Below are 18,815 nucleotides of genomic sequence, written 5' to 3' on the forward strand. Positions count from 1 at the left end.
TCCAGTACGACAACTCGGATCGCTCGCAGATCACGCTGGGCGGCAGCAACGGCACCAAGGTCACCAACGTTGCGGCCGGCAACGTCAGCCAGAACTCGACCGATGCCGTCAACGGTTCGCAGCTGCATGCCACCAACACCACGGTCAACAACCTGGTCGAAGGCAAGGTCGGCATCGTCAAGCAGGAGAACAGCAGCGCGCCGATCACGGTGGGCGGCGACACCGGCGGCACCAGCATCAGCGTCGCCGGCACGGGTGGCGATCGCCAGATCACCGGCGTCGCCGAAGGCCGCGCGCCGACGGATGCCGTCAACGTCAGCCAGCTGAACCGGGTCAGCGAGGGCATCGACCAGAAGCTCGCCGGCATGGACAGCCGCGTGCGTGCCACCGAGAACCGCTCCAACGCGGGCATCGCCTCGGCGATGGCCATGGCCAGCCTGCCGCAGGCATACCTGCCGAGCAAGAGCATGCTCGCCATCGGCACCGCCACGTTCAATGGCGAGACCGGCTACGCGTTGGGCCTGTCGCGGGTCTCGGAGAACGGCTCGTGGGTGATGAAGGCTTCCGGCGCGGCCACCTCGCGCGGCGATTATGGCGGCGCCGTGGGCATGGGCTATCAGTGGTAAGCCGCGCGGATCCGTCCGTGCAGCAGGCGGCGCCGGCACGACCGCGGCGCCCGTCTGCCCGCTTCAGAACATCAAGGAACTCGACACCATGTATGCATCGATCAAACATCACGCGGCGCCATGCGCTGCCCTGCTGCTGGCGCTGGCATTGTCCGGCTGCGGCAATCTCAGCAAGATCGACGACCGCGGCGCCAGCGCGGCGCCGGTCTGGCCGGAGATGACCGACACCACCATGACGCTGCGCGAAGGGATCTATCCCGATCCCGCCAAACTGGCGCTGGTCAAGCCCGGCATGACCAAGGACCAGCTGTACCACCTGCTGGGCCGGCCGCATTTCCTGGAAGGCTTCTTCTTCGTGCGGGAATGGGACTATCTGTTCCGCCTGCAGACGCCTGCCGGCGACAAGGCGTGCCAATACAAGATCCTGTTCGACAAGGACGTGCTGGCGCAGCAGTTCCTGTGGCGCGAGCAGGACTGCGAGGAAGCGGCCAGGGCTGTGACCGGGAAGGGAAAAGCCTGATGTAGTTGTGCTTGCCGCGAAGGCCGGAAGGTGGCGTGCTCCGGCCTTCGCGGTGCCCCGGACCGGGTCCTCCCCTGCTCCCGCGATGGCCTGCGTGACCGCATGCCGGGGCTGATGTCGGGGACCACGCCCCGGGGGTGCCCTGAATGCGAAAATGGCCGTTCCATGTCATTCGCGGGTATCGCGTCCGCGCACGCAGAAGGGATCACGGCAATGCAACTCGACGCGTATGACCGCAAGCTGTTGCGGCTTCGCAATTGGATTGCCCGCCCAGGTGAATTTGCAGGTCGCACCGGCTCTCGGCTATCACCTGCCGAGTGACGGACCATCATCCTCGATCTGAAGGACACCGAGATCGATGCAAAAATAGCTGGCCTACATAGACGTCGACGGATGATCCCAAAAGGTCGGCCGCGGAGCTGAGGTGCTTCTCCAGATCACTCACGAAATCGGAGGTCATGACGTCCTCCTTGTCGGCCTTCCGGATCGCAGCTTGTCCGCTCACTGATGCGTGCGCCAGCGCCCAATAGAAGCCGGCTGGATTGATACCCCTTTTGAATCCGCTTGGCTGGCCAACTTCCACTCGTTGCCCAATTCTCGCCACATCAAGAGGGTATTTCGTGCTTCGCCGACATTGCAGAACTCGTTCTAGCGTTGCACAACTCTGTTCCGACACGACACCCTGCGTATGTGCAACATAGTGAGTCACGGATTGAGTGTCAAATCCGCCCTCCCGCTACTATGGGTCGTTGTGTGACAGTCCCATGCAGTATTTATCCCTCCATGAGCATACGGTGGTCAGCCTAGATGGCTCATTACGACTTTTCTGATCGTCGACATTGAAGTGTGTCAAACGGTCATCGCTATGGTCTGTGTGGGCAACAACAATCGCTGGCTCATCTGTTAGGCACCCCGGGACGATAGCGTCGACAGCGTTGGCCCGCGATAGGCCAACGTTGGCAAACTGGCGCTTACCCGTCGGCACTGGCTTTTACACCAGAAAGGCCAGCTAGGACGGGCAGAGATCAGTCACACCCGAGGCCGTGCTCTACACGCCCGGTGTCATGCAGTCCGGCGTCGGTTCCTTACCAATGATTCTGCAAGCCCGAACTACCCATTCTCTTGGACATAGTCTTACGACACGAATGTACCCCTAAACTGCGAAGGCCGCACCTGTCAAGGTAACGGTGCAGATCGGGATGGGCAAGGCCTTCGCGAGTAAATACGTACCAAAGAGCAAAGTGAATCTAGGAATATCCCCGCCGGCAGATACGACGCGCAAGGATTAGATGCTTTCAAAGCTTGGGACGCCTTCTTCGGGAAGTTCCAATATCAGACCACGTTCGCGCAACTCTGCCGTCACCAGCGGGGAGAGTTGAGACAAAAGTGGCTCTGGTTGCTTCGCGAACCACTCGCGTACCTGCTCGGGTGTCAAGGATGAGTCCGTGATGAGCGATGCAAGCGCAGCTGCCGTGATACGCGATAGGCCAAACTCAACCAACGACCGTCCTGTGTTAGTGGACACGCCCAACTCGAGCGCCAGCGAGAAGTCGTAGACTTGATTCGCTAGGTCTTCCATACCTTCCTGCTTCAAAGCGAATTTCAACAGGTCGACATAAGCCTTTGCCCACTGAACGAGCGTGAACCGTATTGTCTTCTCGATAAGGGCAAACATATCCCGAATGGCGCCATCAATCACTGCCTGGGAAGGCGCTTTCCTTCCCGATTTCTGTGCCATGCCGTGCTTGTACTTTACCGCCTCTGCTACGAGCCTCGTCAAGGGCTCGCCGCGCATCCATTTCAGCGCTGTCGCGGTTACGTGGTTGACGAAACCTCGAGTCCTCTTCGCCTCCTCGCCAGTAAGGTTTAGGCCGCCCAGGTGTTTGTAGAGGCGACGAAATATGCTGTTGTACACCTTGTAAGCGTCACCAGAAGGGTTTACGGGCATCAGCTTGGAAAACTCACGTTTTCGAATGCCATCCACGAGCCTCTTGTGTAGGCTTGCGAGCGCGACAGGGTCCAGCATCCAACTCGTCGTCAAAACAGCTTCAGGTAACTCGAGACTCTTCAGTGCACTGCTCGCCAGCAAGCTAAGATTGGATTTCTGTTCGGCGGAAAGACCCATGCTCGAACGGTTCAGGAGGGTATCCAGGGTACCTTGCGAAGAGCGGAAAAGAATCAGACCGGCTGCTGCAGTTACCTTCCCTGCATCGGTGTGCCCGCGTTCGCTCAACGGAGCCTTCAGCGTTGCGGCTCCCAGCAATCTGGCCACTGCATCGAAGTCACCTTCCACCGTTTCTTTGAAGGCAGCCTTCATCGCAAAAGGCTTACGCTCGGTGAGCGGCTGCGTCTCCCAATTCTCGTAGTTGACCAGGAACACGTTACCGACCACCTCCTCCCCGAGACGGCCCGCACGTCCTGCAAAATTCCAGAGGTCGGCTTCATCAAGAGGCTCTCCTCGTCCGCGAGTTGGCGTATCAATGAAGACATTCCGTGCAGGCAGATTGACACCTTGAAACAAGGTGGTGGTACAACAAAGGTAGTCTAATTCACCGCCTCTGAAAGCAGCTTCAATCCCCTCACGTAGCAGGCTTGGCATATTTCCGTAGTGAAATGCCACGCCTTGGCGAACGTATTTCGCCAGCGAATACTGCTTGTGAATATGCTGCTCAATAAACTTCGCGAGGTCATTCAAGACTTTCGAACCAACGTGCGGACGATTGAGTGCAAGAAGCTCCGTCAAATCTTCAGCATTCTTCGGACCGGTCGCATACACAAGGGACCGTCCAGAGGCCCCGAGTTCTTGTGCAACTGCCGCCAGTTTCGTGTCTTCGCTGAGCGCGAATCCTCGTTTGAACTGATATGACCCGATGGGCTCTAACCTTCTGGGTGTCACGAGGTCTAGCTTTACGAGATGCTCGTTGAAGTCCGAGAACCCTACGCTAATTCGATTCTGCACGACAGGAGAGAGGGTCGTCTCCTTTACCTCGACTGCGGGCAACCCAATAGTCTCCCCAATAAGACCCAGCCCGCTGGCGCCCGGAGCGAGAAACAGGAAGGTCGCCTGCGGATTCAACTCCCAAAGCTTCTCAAGAGTGTCTTGAAGAATCATCCCTCGACTATCGTCTCCGAGGGATTGCGCCTCGTCCGAAATCACAAGGTCGACCGCCCCGCGCATAATCGCAGTTGAGAGGAGGAATTGTGCTCGCTCCTGGGTCAACACGTAAATTTGCTTCGGTCGACTTTCGGGGTCTGGTACCGGAATAGTCGTGACCCTGATGTCCGCATCTATCCTCGATAGTCGCTTTTCCAGTTTCCCGTGAATCTCTGCGAGAAGCGCTCGCGTCGGAGCTACATAAATGGCAGTAAAGCGCCTAGCGGCAAGGGCCCGCTCGCACAAGTGCTCGAGAACGACAAAGGACTTGCCCGACGACGTGGGTGCCGACACCGCGGTGGCTTTTGCACCATCCAGACTTTTCCACAGCTCCAGTTGGTAGGCGGTTAGCGCTGTGTGCTTTCCCGCCATATCGACGGAGTTTATTTCCTTGAGCAACCCCTTCCGCATGTGGGTTTCAAAGCTGAGTTCTACAGGATGAAGTACCTCGAGTCTGGCGAGACCGGGGAAATTTCCGAGGTCCGACAGAATGCGGATGGATGCTTGTCGTACCGCAGGTTCAGAAGATGCAATGGAAGCGAACACAGCGATTTGCTGCGCCAGCTCCTTGCTCTCCTCATCTCTGGCGGAAGCGAAGACGCTGGCAGAATTTAGCAGTCTCGTGAGAGCTTCCGAGCCCAGCGTTGGGCCAGATATAGTTACTTCGCGAGTTTCATCAAGCAACGTGGAGCGGATGCCGACGGCTCGCAACTCGGCAAGGTCGCTCCAGAATGCCTGTTCACGGCGGATATCTTGCGCGACTTCAGTGGCGAAGGTGCTCATCGATTCATCTCCGCAAAGACACGCTTAAGTTCGTTGACGTCTGGAATGGCGAGTAAGAACACAATACAGCCGCCGAGGTCGATGCTCTTGTCGAGAGCCTGTCGAGACAAGTTCTTTCCAAACACACCGTGCTTTGCCGAGTATAGGACCTCAAAATGGTCTTCATGCATGGTAATCGGCTTGCTTCGGTCTCGAGGGAGCTTGTTCTTGTAGGCGTCCTCGTTGAATACCAGACTGCCAACATGAATGTCGCGCCGCAGAAGGTGGCTACCGTTCCCAGCATATGAATTGAAGAACGATTTCGCAGCGTCCCGTTGCGCCCCTTGCAGTGCGTCAAGATTAGACAAGTCACCAACGAGACGAAGCTCGTTCAGTCTACGGCCGTAGTCCGCTTGGTATTCCGCGACCGATTTGAGCATGTCGCGCGTTGCATCAGTTGCGTCAGGGATGACTTTCGATTCCAGGAGATAGAAAGTCACCGTCCCATCGTCATTGGCCCGCGCATGGAGCCCATCGACCCCATGCACCGGCATCTCGGAGGAAGTCTTCAGTGCCATCTTCGCGCCAATCTGCGCCGCACCAAGGAATCGCACTGCCACTACATAGGAAATCAGTTCTCCGATTTCGCCATACCTCGCCTTGTTGGCCTCACTATACTTAACGAGCAGACGAACCGCTTCGCGGCGCAGTCGCATGGCCGCTGCCGTGTCGCCTCCTGTCCTTGACTGGGAACCATCGGCATTGGCATCCTGTCGCTTGGAAAGGGGGACCACGTAGTTAACAAGCTGGTCGGTCAACAACTCAGCGAACTGATTGACTTGTGGCTCGTTCTCTCTCATCCGCAAGAACAGAAGGCGCGGAGAGTCTAGTGGCGGATTCGCCACGACTTCTTTGAGCACGTTATCGACCCCATCGATGGGGTCTAACAAGCCTTCAAAATGGTTGTCGCTCGACGCCGTCAAGAAATCTGCCTCCGCCTCGGGGATAACGCTGCCCGCACGCCATCCCCCTCACATGCCTTCTCTCTGTGAGATCATTTCGTCGGCGCGCATTTAATTATTTGTCTCAGTGAGACAGCCTTTCTTGTGGGGCAGCACACGGAGTTTTTAAGAAGCCGCGCGATGCTCGCTTCAAGCCTAGGCTCCGATTCTCAGGCATTGTGACATTTTCGGCAACGTTCTAAGGCGCAGCACCCTACCAAAGTGGGAGCACCAGGCACGGGAATGCATGGGATAAACCCGACTCGCGGTTATGAGTCGGGTGAAACTATCTGGACTAGCGGCGAGCTCGCTCTTCTGCACGCATCTGCTCCCGGATGCGCGTTGCTCTCCCTTTTCGTTCTCACGGAACTCAACCGCCCGTGCAGCCCAAATCATCTTATCTATGCGCGCTGCCACGTACTCGGGCAGCACTCGTGCGGTCCTAAACGCTGAACCGTTGTGGTCAACCCTGCAGGGCTGTACATGACTCCGCACCCTGTAGAACCGTATTTCGGCAGAAAATCGCTATCTATTCGATGCCTCGCGCTTTGCTGCCCGCAAGGCCTCTAAATCCACGACTGTACCCACGCCCCCAAACAGACCGTGCTGAGGTCGAAATCCCGCTGGCAACGAGGGGGTGGCAGATGTAGTCTGTGATGCAACGCCAGCGGCCTTCGCGTCCACCACCGTTTCACGCGACTTCTCCGCGGCAATGGCCATGCGTCGAACGCCAGCATTTGAACCAGAACGACTCGCAGTGAGCCCTGCACTTTTCTGAATTTTGGCAATCTCCTGGGCGGCCGCCTGCCCTCCAGCGCCTTTCGCTTTGCGTTTGTGCTCTATGTCGTCAACTTCCTTTCGACGCTTGCGATCCAGCCACTGAAACCGTTGCTGTTCAATCTCCACCAGGTCCGCATCTCTGCCACATCGCTGGACCGACTCTGTGGTCGGTGGAATTCTTAGCCACTGACCATCGTCGGGATGGCGCCACAACGCCGCGTTACCCCAACAGTCAGCACAGACCTTCACATACACAGGTTGGCCCATTCCGCCCATCCTGCATTCATATTCGTGCAGCGCGCGCAACGGTGGCGTGAGGATCGGATCGTGGGGGTCGATACCGTACTCCATTTGGCGTGGCAGGCAGAATCGACCGTTACGCAACCGCGTTCTTTTTAATCTTCTGTCAAAAATCGCACTGCGAATCGTGTCTTCGGTATGCGCATAGTTCTGATCGCCCCGACGGCGTTCCTGTTGGGCGCAAAATGCGTCATAGCGTGTCGGTAGTTTTCCTGCCACAAGGCCATCGCGCGTCTCCGCCCGCGGATCCGTTCTTTTGGCGCCAGCCAAATCGTTCAGTACTTCGACCACGAGCCGTTCAAAATCTCGCAATTCCATGTAGATGACTGCCTTGGCCGGACGACCCTTTCCCCTCCGCTTGACGTTTGAGTACTTCGGACCTGCCGCCGCCCGTTGCTCGATTACCAGCTTCACACACCTCTCCAGTTCTTGGGTCAGTGCCAGCTTGCCGAGAAAACCGTCCTTCACCCGTGCATTCGCGCCCTCGACGCCGCCCTTGCCTGGCGCGAAGTATGCCGGCGTCTTCGTTAAGTTCACATGCAGGGATTCCAGTGTCCAGATTTGCTGCTCCTTCGCCGCTCCCGGTCCGCAGTCGACGACTGCTCGGTCGACGTTGCCGCTCCTTAGCCATCGCGGCGCGGCGGTGAATCTCAGTTGAGCGAATCGTTGCGACTTGTCACAAAACATAGAAACCAGACAATAGGTGTAGGCCATACGATTCTCTGGCCCGATCGTCACGTACCAGCCAAGTGGATAGTCACTCCCCCTAACAATGCCGAGGATGAGTCGGGGAGAGCCGATGGAAAGGTATGCGGTTCGATTCGAGTTCGGCACCACAATTTCGACGTACGGGAACACGGTCCCATCGAGGTCCGCTATGACTTCGAGTGGATGCCCGATGTCGGTGGCTCGTCCCGTGGGCGGGGGACGCCACTCAGGCAGCAAGCCGCCCAACTCTGGCCCCAGCTCAGTGAGGATGGCTCGCATGTGGCGGGCTACCGTGTGCGGCCCAGGGATGCGACGTGCCCCGATTTGGGCGCGGGTCACGTCTCGCATGCTACCCGGCACTCCAACGTAGTCGGCGTTAAATTCGCGGACCAGTTCTCGCAAGGTCGAGAACCGTGCCCGCGCGGACTCCGGCGACCGAGCAGCGATCGAAACGATCAGCGCAACAATGCGCCCCCGCCAGAATGCGGTCATCCGATTTTCGGGCCGGTAGTGTTCGGGATCAAGAAAGTACCCTGCCGCCTTTCTTCCCGGTTTCTCCGCATGTTCAAGCAAGGACTTCGGTTTCCCCTTTGCACCGCACTCATGGTAGGTGGGCGTCATGGCGCGACGATCACCGCCATAGCGCACACATCGCCAGAACAGTCGATACAGCTGCCCCGTCACCAAATCTAACCGTCTCGCTTCCTCTTGAACGCGGCGTTTTAACCAAGTTCGATCAAAAAAAATATCTTCGTGTGCGTGATCATCAGGCGATTCCAACGCTGAATCCCGTTCACCCACCCGACCAAATAGGGGTTGAACCATTGCCCAATGCGTATCGCGCAGCGCGGCGTATTTCGCGGGTAGCGAAGCCTCCGAGGGGAATTTCGCCCGGACAGGGTCATGCACGAGATATTTGACTGAGTCACTTGAAATCAGAGCACAGGCCGGCACTGCCTGCAGCTTCTGACGCCTCGCGCGAGGATTTTGACTCATGTCGTAGAGCGCATAGCGGTCGGTCCGCTCTTGGTAGGCCACGACGCGATACGTTGTGACGCAACCAGATCGCCGTACCTCCACGCATTGGAATAACGACAACTCAGCGATCCTCATGCTGTCTCCTTAGCCTCACGCGCAGCGGTTGACTCACCTCCAGTGCATAGCCGTCATCCAGCTCCAAGTATCCCAGTACGAGTGCGGCGCCGAGTCGCGTGTAGGCAGCGTCGCGGGCTTCCAGATCTGTCGTACCGAGCCGCAATCGCCGCCCGAGTCGGAGCATCAGGCTATCCAAATCGCATGGTTTATAGCGCCGAGCGCAATGCGCAGTTGGCCGTCTCCGACGCCGACGTTCACTTTCCAGTAGCGTCCCAGCAAACTGCCACGCTTCGCTTCTCAGGGCCCGGATGTCGTGGCGTTGGACAAGGCCGTTGCAGAAGTATGCGTTGTGAATCTGCACCGCTGTAAAGGCAAACCTATCGAACAACTCGGAGGTCACGTCAAGGGCCGCGAGCATCGGTCGGACATTTCGATGGCGTTCAGCATCCATGAACAGTGCGTGCAAATGCGGTACGCCACGTCGCTGTAAAAGCTCTACGACGACCATGCGATCGATGATCTGCGGTGCGCTCTTCGTCGCCACACAGACAGGATAGTGACAGCGAATATCAATCACATAGGGCGATGCGCAGAGCAATGCATCGACAATACGCTCACTTTGCGACTGTTCCAGTAGAGGCCGTCCGCCCCGCACGTTTGCGGTGACGGAGGACAATGAGTAAGGCTTGCGTTTGGCGAAGAGTTGGTTGTCGTGCCACCGTCCCGTCAATACGTACAAACGATCCCGCTCGGGCAAAATCAATCGAGAGTCGGCCACGCAATGTCGCGCAAAGTTGCTGAGCATGATGGCGTCATGAGCGATCACGGTTTTCTCCGACAACTTGCTCCACGCGTTGCACCAGCCGTCTGTAGTATTTGAGTGTCATCCCTAATGAGAGGTCCTGCGCGTGCGCGAGTGCCGATGCCATATAGGGGTCCACACATTGTGGAAACTCCCTTGCCAACAAACGCCAACGACGACGGTTGCATTCCCCCTCCATCTCCCGATATCGATCGACGACTGTCCGACACGCAGGGTAGTCGTTGATGGAAGATACATTTAAGATATCTTTTATCAGCAACTTTATCGTGATGCGAGGTGCATGAGCATCTTGCTGGTAGGCAATCGCCCGCGCCTCGATGCGTCGGGCTAAACGGACATCGGTGCGTCGTCGACGGAGCTTCATCCTACTGGCGTGGTGCTGCATCGCCAGCGCGTTGACCCATTCAGCGTCCGTGGAGATGATTCCCGTGATCGGGGCGATGGCATTCTCATACAGAAATCGGCGCGGCAAGTCCGGGTGTGCGAGCAACGTCTCAGCAATCAACAGTCTCGCAGCGGCACGTTGTCCTTCGGAGTATTCGGTGGCAAATCCCGGCATCGGGTTCTTGGCCACATTGGCGATGGCACGCTTGACCAAGATAGTCGAAAGCAGGGTGTCAATCGAACCATACAATAAGCGACATGCGATGAGATTGACCACGGGGAGCCCGCTAAAGCGGTTCCCGATCATGACAAGCTTGAGTTTCTCGTACCGATGCGCGGGACGATAGTTTTGTTCAAAGAACTCGCGCGCACCGTTTTCCTCCAACCGTTCGACCGTGCGTTCACCGGGACTGCCGGAAAACACGCGGAGCCGCTCACCGCCCTCTCGCATGACAGCACGAACCTCCTCCCCGTAGATGCCGTCCAGTTTGCCAGCCAGCACTTGCTCGATGTCGTATGCGATACCCTGAGCAAAATCACAGGGCCGCGATGGCGACCGCCGAGCCATGAACTTTCCGCACTTGCAGCGCAGAACCGGCGCCCAGCCGAAGTCCAGATAGTTGTAGGCTAAACCACACGTCTCGCATTGGTGGACGACTACTGCTGCATGTCGAGCACACCAGTTGTAGCCTCTAACGCTCGGCGCGGTATCCCACGTGGCAAAGCCGCGCGTCGCCTCTTGCTCCCGGATGCATTCCGGACAAGCACCCAGTGCAGCGTTACGGCTCGCCCGATAGCTTTGGAATTTCCGGGGCTCACCGATCGTCGAAATCAGTCCACTGATGGCATTTTCGGTGAGTAAGTTCGCCTCGCCAATGCCAAGGAATGGCGTAAGGAGTCGCAGATGGGTATGCCTTAAACTTACCGAGACAGGATCGGGGCATAGCTCGCCAAACGCTGGCAAAATACGTCCTAAGCCCGCGACCATTCCAACCGAAGAATGCACAACCGAATTACGTATATCGGTGATCGCTTTGTTCGACGTGACAGTGGCACCGCGATAGATTCGCTCAACAAAGGCGGAGATCAGTTCGTTGGGCTGCAAGGCGATCGCATTGCCAATCACGATCGGTTCGCCCATCATAGATTTGATTTTCATGCTCGGGTCCTCCTGGCGGTGGCGTTCCTGCACGTGTGCGCCGGCAAGGCGTCCTTGACCGACCCGGTGCGCAAGTACTGATCAATTGCTTGTTGCACCCGCGCGGCGTTGGATGCCTTGCGCAGCGCATACTCTGACATGCCAAGCTGGCGCCGCAGCGCGGCATTTGACGGTCGCCGATGGGGATACTCTTGCGTGAGCCAGGCTGCTGCCCGTCGGATCTTTGCCGCAAGCGACGCATCTTGACCGCTGACGCCATGGGCGTCGCGTCGCGTAAGCGATATCGGGCCTGCCACCAGTGGCCAATGGTCATGCAGCCACACCGCATCGTGGCGGCTCAGCCAATGGAACAGCCGCGGCTCTACGCGGGCAATCTGGTTGGCTGAAGACTGCGGTGCGGCTCGCATTCTCGCGAGCCATACTAGGCGAGCCTCCGAGCGGATCCGCTCAAGCTGCGCCGTCGCGAGCGCGGGACGCAGGCCCTGTTGGCGGATTTCGCGATAGACGGTGTCCAGTGACAATCGACACAGGCGAGCAATCTCATTCGGGGTGCACTGCCGAGCAATCAGGTCAGTCAGATCTTGGCGCGAGTATCGATGACGGCCGTCAACTGGCAGCGGACGTATCCGGCCAGCACGCCATGCCCGCTGTGGTAATGCCCTCGGCATTATGGTCGGGCGCTGCACCGCGGCAGGCTTCACTGGTCGAGCTTTCCCGATTCCGCCATCCTCGAGAAACATCCATAGCAACGCGAGATAGATCGGATGTAGCGTCGCGCGACCCGCCACCCAAGCCAGCACCTTTGCACCACGCCCTGGCAACGCTGCGAGCTTGCGCAGTGATGGCGCGACGTCTAAGCACGCGCAGTAGTTGCGGAACGCCTCTGAAAACGCATGTGTGCGCGCACCACCGGTGTCAGCGAAAAAGCCCGCGGTGGCGAGACTTTCCGCGAAATGGCAGGCCGCTTCCTGCCTGTCGCCCAGGCCGGTGATTGCCAAAATCGCACGGGCGTAGGCGACGCGGTCGGCGGCAGCGGGACGTACCGCGGACCGTTTCGGGGCAGGAATCGGATGAGGACAACGCTCGACTAACCTGCAGCCGTGCCAGGGGCACGCTTGCACGAACGGAACAAGGTGTGGCCAAAAGAACGCGCTGACACCAAAGCGCTCCCACGCGCTGGCTTCGCATTCGGGACAGATGCGAATGCCGCCCACTCGCATGCCCGCCCATACCCGCAGGGTGGGTTGTACCGAACGACCGCTGCCATGCAACAGGCGCTGCCCCTGCGTGGCCGCCATCTCCGGCAGCAGGCCAAGCGCCAGCAACGGATATGCCGAATGCTCCTTCAACAACCGCTCGGCATTGCCATACAACCCGCTAGTGAGGGACGCTAGCTGGGTCAGCGACATGCGGGGCACGGTGCCAAATGCACGACCGGGGGCAAACCGATCCTTCGCCGCAAGGATGGTGTCGCCATCCATGAACAGTCCGCGGGCGATGCTGCTCGCGGCTTCCTGCGGCGGTCGGGGCAGCAGAACCGGTATCCGCGGCATCATGACGATTCTCCCGCCGCTTGCACGGACGATGCAGCGTCATCTCTGACATCTGTCTCCCAAGGCAAATAATCCTGGTACTTGACATACTCACTTTGGGAGATAGCTTCAGCGTCCAGGATTCGGCCGTACAGTTCCCGTGCCATAGCGAGGTGCCCAATACAGGCCTTGTCCACCAAGCCCCGCGCGGCGGCTGACGGGTCCATGCCATGTTGGTTTACGAGGCGGTTGTATAGCACCCAGGAGCTGACCATCGGAGCTCTTAACCCATGCGTTTCCGGCAAGATCCGGGACAACGGCGCGGGCATCGGACCGCTGCGGGCGAAGAGTTCCCACATGGCCTGCGTAATCCCCGCGTAGTTGCCGGGGTCGTAAGCCAAAATTTCCTGAGGTGGCGGGAACAATGCCCGGAACTCCGAATGCAAGAACGCCGCTCGCACGGCAGCGGTCGCGCATAGGACGACAACGAAGCCCTCCCGCGCGATGCGAGACAGCAACCGCCAAAAACGCGGTAGCTCGGGCACAAGGTGCTGGGAAGTGAAGCCGGTAATGACAAGCGCACCCACATTGGCCGCGTGCATCCGCCCCAATAGGAAAGTTTCGATCCCGCCGAGTTTTGCGCGTATCAACTCGCCGTCAAGGTCTTGGCTCCCCAGCGCCTGCAACAGCGCCATCAGCAGTTCCCTCGCCCAGTGGCCGTCGGACATCGGTGCGATCAAGAGCGGCACATGATCGATGCGGCATCCATCGCTACCGACCAGCCCTCCCTTCTCGTCGAATATTTGCATCTGTGTGTGCGGCGGCTTCACGCCGATCAGGTCGCGTAACGCATAGAACGTCCGCTCCACGGCCATGCTAGTGGGTGCACTGACGAGGTGCGTACGGACGACCCCGCCCCCCCAGTGCTGAACAAGCGGCCTGGACTCGGCCGGCTCGGCTGCGACAAGCTGCGGCATGCTGGTACGGGGCCTTCGGAGAAGATGCATCGCACGGGCATAGGCCGTGCCCCAAGCGGCTCCCGATGCCCCACGCTCGGCCGCGCGCTGCCGGATGTCAGACAGCACGTGCAACGCGATCAAGGCTTCGGCTTCCGTGCAGAGGCACATCGACCGCAGCCTGGATTCCATCGCCTCCCATGGACGCAAACGCTGGCGTTGCGGCGTATTGCGGGAACTGTGCGTATAGAGTTGCTCTGCCATAGCCAGAGCCGTCTCCGGGAGCGCCGGCAAGTCATCCAGTAGAAAGGACTGGACACTGGCAGGCGTGACGTTTCTTGGCGGTTCGTCTGGGACGACCGCAGTTCGCATCGACATTGCGCACCTCCGTATTCGCGGACGGCCTCTCGCATGACGACGCACGCGAGGGTCTCTTGTCACAACCGGGAAAGCAGTCCCGTCGTCCCCCAAGGAGCACGGGCCGCAGGATGGACACGGCCAGGTCGCTACGAGGCAGGCAATTGGAAGGATCGTGAGTCAGGAAGGCGACACTTCGGCGCGACCCGGGCGATATCCAGGACGGGCACGCGCAAGACGTAAGGTCTGGCATCGGTCATCAATGCCGTCAGACGGGGAAGGCGGTACGAGAGCGGGTCGCCACCGCTTGTTGTGAGCGCGACGACGCGCCAAACGCTCATTCGTGAAGTATTCGTCATGGTGGTGTGCCAATCATCAAGGGTTTTCGGAAAATTCGAACGCATATGGCGTCCCTGCCTTGACGAGCCCCACGTCACCGCCGATACTGTCAGTGTCACCTAGCAGTCAGCGATGGCCTGGAATTGCGTCGGCATGTTAAATAAACATGTGGAAGCTTTCAGGGGATGCGCCCTCCAACCGCATCCGAAAAATTGCCGGATATACCGATGTCCTGAGCAGAGGACTCATCGAATATACGGCACACAAAGCCGCCTTTCCAGGCGGCTTTTGCTTTGTATCGGCTTATTCACAAATCAAATTGTCAATCCTTTCAATATACTTTTTCCTTATTTTTCAAAGGCATAGAAAATAAACATTAGATCTCCATTCTCTTGTGCAGCGGCTCCATTTTTATCGAGCGGAAAGCTAAAAATTTCCGAAAAAATCGCACCACAAGCTGAATGGAGAGATTAAGTTGGGCGAGTCCATAGCTTGCGCATGAGCACATGACGGCGGACTTTCTCGGTATGGACGTAGCGCGTGGTGGTATCGAGCGACGCATGTCCAACATTCTGTTGCACCACCTCGATGGGGACGCCCGCCTCGAGCGCGTGCGAGATATGCGTGTGCCGCAACCAGTGGGCGCTGGCGCGCCGCAGGTGCCGTGCGGCAGCCGGCTCATCCGCCTCCAACGCGGCGGCACAATGGGCAAAAAAGCGCTTTAACTGCCGATGAAAAGCATTGCCCGATACGGTGTCATTGCCATCACCCTGCGCAGCGTGCCGAGGGCTCGCCCCGCCGAGCAGGGGCACGGCGCTCGATTGCGGCAGACTGCCGACGTAGCCGCGCGCAACGAGATACGCCGACAGCGCCGCGACCCAGGTGTCGGGGACCGGCACCTCGCGGACCTTGGCGCGCTTGCCGTGGACCGTCAGCCACCACCCCTCCATGCGCGAAGCGCCAGGCGCCGTCCACGATTCCCAGTGCAAATCCTCGGTGGTTGCGCCGATCAGTTCGGACAGCCGCAATCCCGTGTCGTGCAGCAACGGCAGCGCGATCTGCAGGCGGTGCGTCGCGAGTCCGGGCGGGCGCCGGCCGAGTTCCTGCTCGATCAGCGCCCATTGATCCGGCGTGAAAGCGCGCCCCACATCAGGACCCGACGCGGGACGACTCGGAGGTGCCACAGCGCGCCACGGATTTCCGACCAGGTAGCCTTGGTCCACCAAGAATCCAAACAGATTGCCCAGCACGCTGAGCGCGAAGTTGCACGATGGCACGGACAGGGCGCCGACAAAGGGACGCCAACGACTAGACCAACGGGGCGGTCCATGCGGGCCGCACCATTCTGGAAGGGGCGCCAGCAGGAACTCGCGGTACGCCACACAGTCCTCCACGGTGAGTGACGACAGGGCACGCCGCCGGACCAACACCGCCCACAGTAACAGCCGTTCGGCCTCCTTCCCATACGCGTGCTCGGTGGGCGTGCGATGACGTCGTTGCCCGATGCCCAGGCCCACGCCATCAACGGTCGCGCCGCTCGACGCCCGGCTGCCGCGTGCCGCCACCCAGGCGTCGATGGCGGCGCGATCGTCCGTTGCCGACAACAGGCAATGTTCGGGGGGCGCGCGGAACCGCCCCGTCGCACCGCTGAGCTCGCTGGACAAGGCGAGTTGCGCCAACGGCAGGAACGGGCTGATCGATGCCTCGCTGACGGCCTCCCTGACAGCCGCGGCCGGGGCGAGCGGCGCGGGCAGCGGCGTCGTGCGCAGCGGCAGCGGGCCTAAGCTAGCGGCATGCGCCGTGACGAACTCCTCAAGCGCCTGCGCCTTGATCGCGCCCACGCCGCGCAGGCCTTCCCACCACGCGGAACGGGATGCCATGCGCGCATGGAGCGCACCCAGTGACGAGATCCCGCCAGCACGCAAGCGCAGGGCCAGCGAATCGACGAACCAGGCTTCGACGCCATCGGCGCGCTGCGGGGGTTGGACCATGCGGGTCTCGAGCGCATAAATGGCGTCCAGTTGGCGATGCAGCAATCGGATCCGTCGACGCTGCTGGGACAGCGCACTACCGAAAACGACCTCATAGGCCGCCAACTGCTCGGCCTCCGAACATTCCGCCAGCCCCTCGCGATCGGCAAACGCTTCGAGCGAGGGCGGGGCCGCCTGCGCCGACGGCGCGAGGTCCAGCCGGAGCAAGCGGGCCTGCGCAAAATCCCCGCCGCGCGCCGCGGCCGCGCAGAGCTCAGCGCGAATCCAGCCGGTCAGCCGCGGCACGCCACGCGTCGCATCGGACCCGCTCAGAGTGCCGGGTGGGCACGATGCGGCGCGCGCGTCCTCCGCATCGCTCGGCAGATAACGCTCCCACACCGCCCGCGGTGCGAGGCCCTGCATCACCGCGCGGAAGAACGCGAAGTGTCCGCGATCCAGACGCGGGCGGGTGATGCAACGGCCGGGCGCCGCCTCCCCGTCCTTGGCATGTGATCGCCCAGCTGACAGAGGCGATAGGTGTGACGGCATAGAAACCTCCCAGCGGCGAACGACGGCGCACGGCGGAGGGTTGGCAGCAGAGAGGGGCGAGAAGGCCACGACGACGCGGGGCCGGAGCGGTCGGCCAACTGGCGTCGGCGTATTTAAGGATACCAAATAATAAGGATTATTTTGCACAGCGATTCGCAATTTCTGCAGACGCGATCCAGGTCTGCGTCAGCCCCCTAACGGAAAGTTGTCCGGTACCTCAACGTAAGGTGTCGTGCGATGATTGATTGGCAATTTTTTTTTCGGTACAGCTTTACGTCAAGGAGCTCGTCCGACACGCGCTTACGCGCGGCCGTCATCGTCTCGGGCGGTAGATGGAAGTGACAAAGTCCGGCTCAAGCGAGCAAAACTTCCCGCTCGGGAAGAAAACCGCGGCCTCGGAGGTCCTAGACGCTCCCTTGGCTAGTCTCCCGTCCGGTTGGCAGCGTGGCGACCTTGCGCAGTCGCCTCTGAGGTCTCTTCGGCCAACATTCCGACTCGCCCACTGAAATCCGCTTTACCATCACAGATGGGAACGGAACGGGAGGTCTTGGCCGTCTGCTATGTCACTGCAACAGAAAATGCGACTCTTGTCGGCCTGGCTGCCGGCCGGGCTTCCTCACATCGAAACTGAGGTCAGCACCTACCTGCATCTCCAGGATGTCCCGTACGAGTTGGAGAACATTCTGGCTCGCTGGCTGCTGCTCCATCCTGAGCTCACAGACAGAGAGCTACCAACCTGCGTTCTGATCGAGGGTGGCAAGGGCTTGGCCATCAGCCAAGATGGATGGGAAAACTTCGTCTGCTGGCTCGTGGAAACACTTCGCACCAAGCTTGACAATATGGAGCTAGACCAGCCCACGCAATGAACCAACCAAGCAAGGAGTTGACCTATGTTGCGGGTACGCATAGAACTGGTGCCGGATGGCGATGAGGAAGCAGTTAAGCTGCTTGCTGCCGTCGACATCAGCAATGACGGTAGCGGTACCCAAGCTACCGGGCACTACTGCGCCGTCTTGAAAGAAGCTTGGCGAGGTGCGGGAGACCAGCAAGCAATCTATACCACGGAGGCCAAAATTCACGATGTGGACCGCGAGATTATCAGACCTGTCCAGTTGGTTAGCATCGCACTACAAGTTCTCGCCCCGATAAAGCGAACAACCGCCACATCGCTATTTTCGTGGGGAGAAATCGTCAGGGGGCCAGAGTAGATCGTTCGAATATCGCGAATCGCTGCGGCTTAGTGGTGCCCCGTGCGCGTGCCATGGATTATGCAAAAATCGTATAAGAACCGTTCTGTCAAACCACGCGAATTCCGGCGCGGTCTTCGGCCGCGTCCTATTAGCCCGCATGTGGCGTAGTTGTCAGACAGCCACGCCTCAGTAGGCAAGCCGAGAACACGGTAACTCCCCATTGCCCGCGAATCGAGCCATGGGGAGTGACTGCGCCGCGAGGTGATTCCGGCCTATGATCGGCTCAAAGCCGATCCCATCACGCGCTCTCCTCCCACTAGGTGCCTGCCCATCTCGCCAAGCAGCTCAGAACGAAGCGCAAACCTTCAACGTTAACCCCGCATCGGTAACCGAAAACTATCCCTTGGCCCCCACGCGTGAGCTAGTCAAATTACGTGTTGGCCGTGCACGCCCGGGAAACTGACTGCTTGCTCAGCGGCACACAGACGGCGAGCGCGGGAGGCCCATCCACTCCTCGCCACTTATCGTAATACCACTAGTAAGGTGCACACCGGCACTGTTCTGCCAAGGAATCAGCGCACCTGCGGCACCACGTCCTCGCGAGCGATCC

Annotated in this window: 11 protein-coding genes and 1 pseudogene; 4 read left to right on the forward strand and 8 right to left on the reverse strand. The window is 59.5% G+C overall.

Going from position 1 to position 18,815, the window contains the following annotated elements; all coding sequences use genetic code 11:
* Window positions 1-113: 113 nt before the first annotated feature.
* A pseudogene (locus LIN44_RS27670) lies at window positions 114-626 on the forward strand (YadA family autotransporter adhesin); the annotation flags it as partial.
* 88 nt (window positions 627-714) lie between these two features.
* Window positions 715-1,146: an outer membrane protein assembly factor BamE gene (locus tag LIN44_RS22195; protein WP_227314444.1), complete on the forward strand. Its 432-nt coding sequence runs from the start codon at window positions 715-717 to the stop codon at window positions 1,144-1,146.
* A gap of 1,285 nt (window positions 1,147-2,431) precedes the next feature.
* Here the strand turns inward: LIN44_RS22195 and LIN44_RS22200 are convergent.
* From LIN44_RS22200 to LIN44_RS22235, 8 genes are all read right to left on the reverse strand, one after another.
* Window positions 2,432-5,083: a DEAD/DEAH box helicase gene (locus LIN44_RS22200; RefSeq protein WP_227314445.1), complete on the reverse strand. Its 2,652-nt coding sequence runs from the start codon at window positions 5,081-5,083 to the stop codon at window positions 2,432-2,434.
* Window positions 5,080-6,045, reverse strand: a complete 966-nt coding sequence (locus tag LIN44_RS22205; RefSeq protein ID WP_227314446.1) for a DUF1837 domain-containing protein — start codon at window positions 6,043-6,045, stop codon at window positions 5,080-5,082. Before LIN44_RS22205 ends, LIN44_RS22200 begins: the two co-directional genes overlap by 4 nt.
* A gap of 543 nt (window positions 6,046-6,588) precedes the next feature.
* Window positions 6,589-8,964: a hypothetical protein gene (locus tag LIN44_RS22210; protein ID WP_227314447.1), complete on the reverse strand. Its 2,376-nt coding sequence runs from the start codon at window positions 8,962-8,964 to the stop codon at window positions 6,589-6,591.
* Window positions 8,951-9,772 (reverse strand): hypothetical protein, encoded by an 822-nt coding sequence (locus tag LIN44_RS22215; protein ID WP_227314448.1) that lies wholly within the window; start codon window positions 9,770-9,772, stop codon window positions 8,951-8,953. The genes LIN44_RS22210 and LIN44_RS22215 overlap by 14 nt, the downstream gene beginning before the upstream one ends.
* Window positions 9,759-11,312: a hypothetical protein gene (locus tag LIN44_RS22220; RefSeq protein ID WP_227314449.1), complete on the reverse strand. Its 1,554-nt coding sequence runs from the start codon at window positions 11,310-11,312 to the stop codon at window positions 9,759-9,761. Before LIN44_RS22220 ends, LIN44_RS22215 begins: the two co-directional genes overlap by 14 nt.
* A complete protein-coding gene (locus LIN44_RS22225; protein ID WP_227314450.1) occupies window positions 11,309-12,868 on the reverse strand; it encodes a TnsD family Tn7-like transposition protein in 1,560 nt (519 codons plus the stop codon). Before LIN44_RS22225 ends, LIN44_RS22220 begins: the two co-directional genes overlap by 4 nt.
* The gene (locus LIN44_RS22230; RefSeq protein WP_227314451.1) at window positions 12,865-14,064 is read right to left on the reverse strand and encodes a hypothetical protein; all 1,200 of its coding nucleotides are present in this window, start codon (window positions 14,062-14,064) and stop codon (window positions 12,865-12,867) included. Before LIN44_RS22230 ends, LIN44_RS22225 begins: the two co-directional genes overlap by 4 nt.
* 902 nt (window positions 14,065-14,966) lie before the next feature.
* Complete coding sequence (locus LIN44_RS22235) at window positions 14,967-16,889, reverse strand: site-specific integrase (RefSeq protein ID WP_227314452.1); 1,923 nt, start codon at window positions 16,887-16,889, stop codon at window positions 14,967-14,969.
* A 686-nt stretch (window positions 16,890-17,575) separates the two neighbouring features.
* Here LIN44_RS22235 and LIN44_RS22240 point away from each other — a divergent pair.
* Window positions 17,576-17,881: a hypothetical protein gene (locus LIN44_RS22240; RefSeq protein ID WP_227314453.1), complete on the forward strand. Its 306-nt coding sequence runs from the start codon at window positions 17,576-17,578 to the stop codon at window positions 17,879-17,881.
* Between the two features lie 24 nt (window positions 17,882-17,905).
* Complete coding sequence (locus tag LIN44_RS22245) at window positions 17,906-18,223, forward strand: hypothetical protein (protein WP_227314454.1); 318 nt, start codon at window positions 17,906-17,908, stop codon at window positions 18,221-18,223.
* The last annotated feature ends 592 nt before the right edge of the window (window positions 18,224-18,815 follow it).

Source organism: Cupriavidus sp. MP-37 (assembly GCF_020618415.1).
In the GTDB taxonomy this organism is placed as follows: domain Bacteria; phylum Pseudomonadota; class Gammaproteobacteria; order Burkholderiales; family Burkholderiaceae; genus Cupriavidus.

Coding starts and splice junctions, on each gene's coding strand:
- LIN44_RS22195 (WP_227314444.1), top strand. CDS start 715: ATGTATGCATCGATCAAACATCACGCGGCGCCATGCGCTGCCCTGCTG.
- LIN44_RS22200 (WP_227314445.1), bottom strand. CDS start 5,083: ATGAGCACCTTCGCCACTGAAGTCGCGCAAGATATCCGCCGTGAACAG.
- LIN44_RS22210 (WP_227314447.1), bottom strand. CDS start 8,964: ATGAGGATCGCTGAGTTGTCGTTATTCCAATGCGTGGAGGTACGGCGA.
- LIN44_RS22220 (WP_227314449.1), bottom strand. CDS start 11,312: ATGAAAATCAAATCTATGATGGGCGAACCGATCGTGATTGGCAATGCG.
- LIN44_RS22225 (WP_227314450.1), bottom strand. CDS start 12,868: ATGATGCCGCGGATACCGGTTCTGCTGCCCCGACCGCCGCAGGAAGCC.
- LIN44_RS22230 (WP_227314451.1), bottom strand. CDS start 14,064: ATGGCAGAGCAACTCTATACGCACAGTTCCCGCAATACGCCGCAACGC.
- LIN44_RS22235 (WP_227314452.1), bottom strand. CDS start 16,889: ATGCAGGGCCTCGCACCGCGGGCGGTGTGGGAGCGTTATCTGCCGAGC.
- LIN44_RS22240 (WP_227314453.1), top strand. CDS start 17,576: ATGTCACTGCAACAGAAAATGCGACTCTTGTCGGCCTGGCTGCCGGCC.
- LIN44_RS22245 (WP_227314454.1), top strand. CDS start 17,906: ATGTTGCGGGTACGCATAGAACTGGTGCCGGATGGCGATGAGGAAGCA.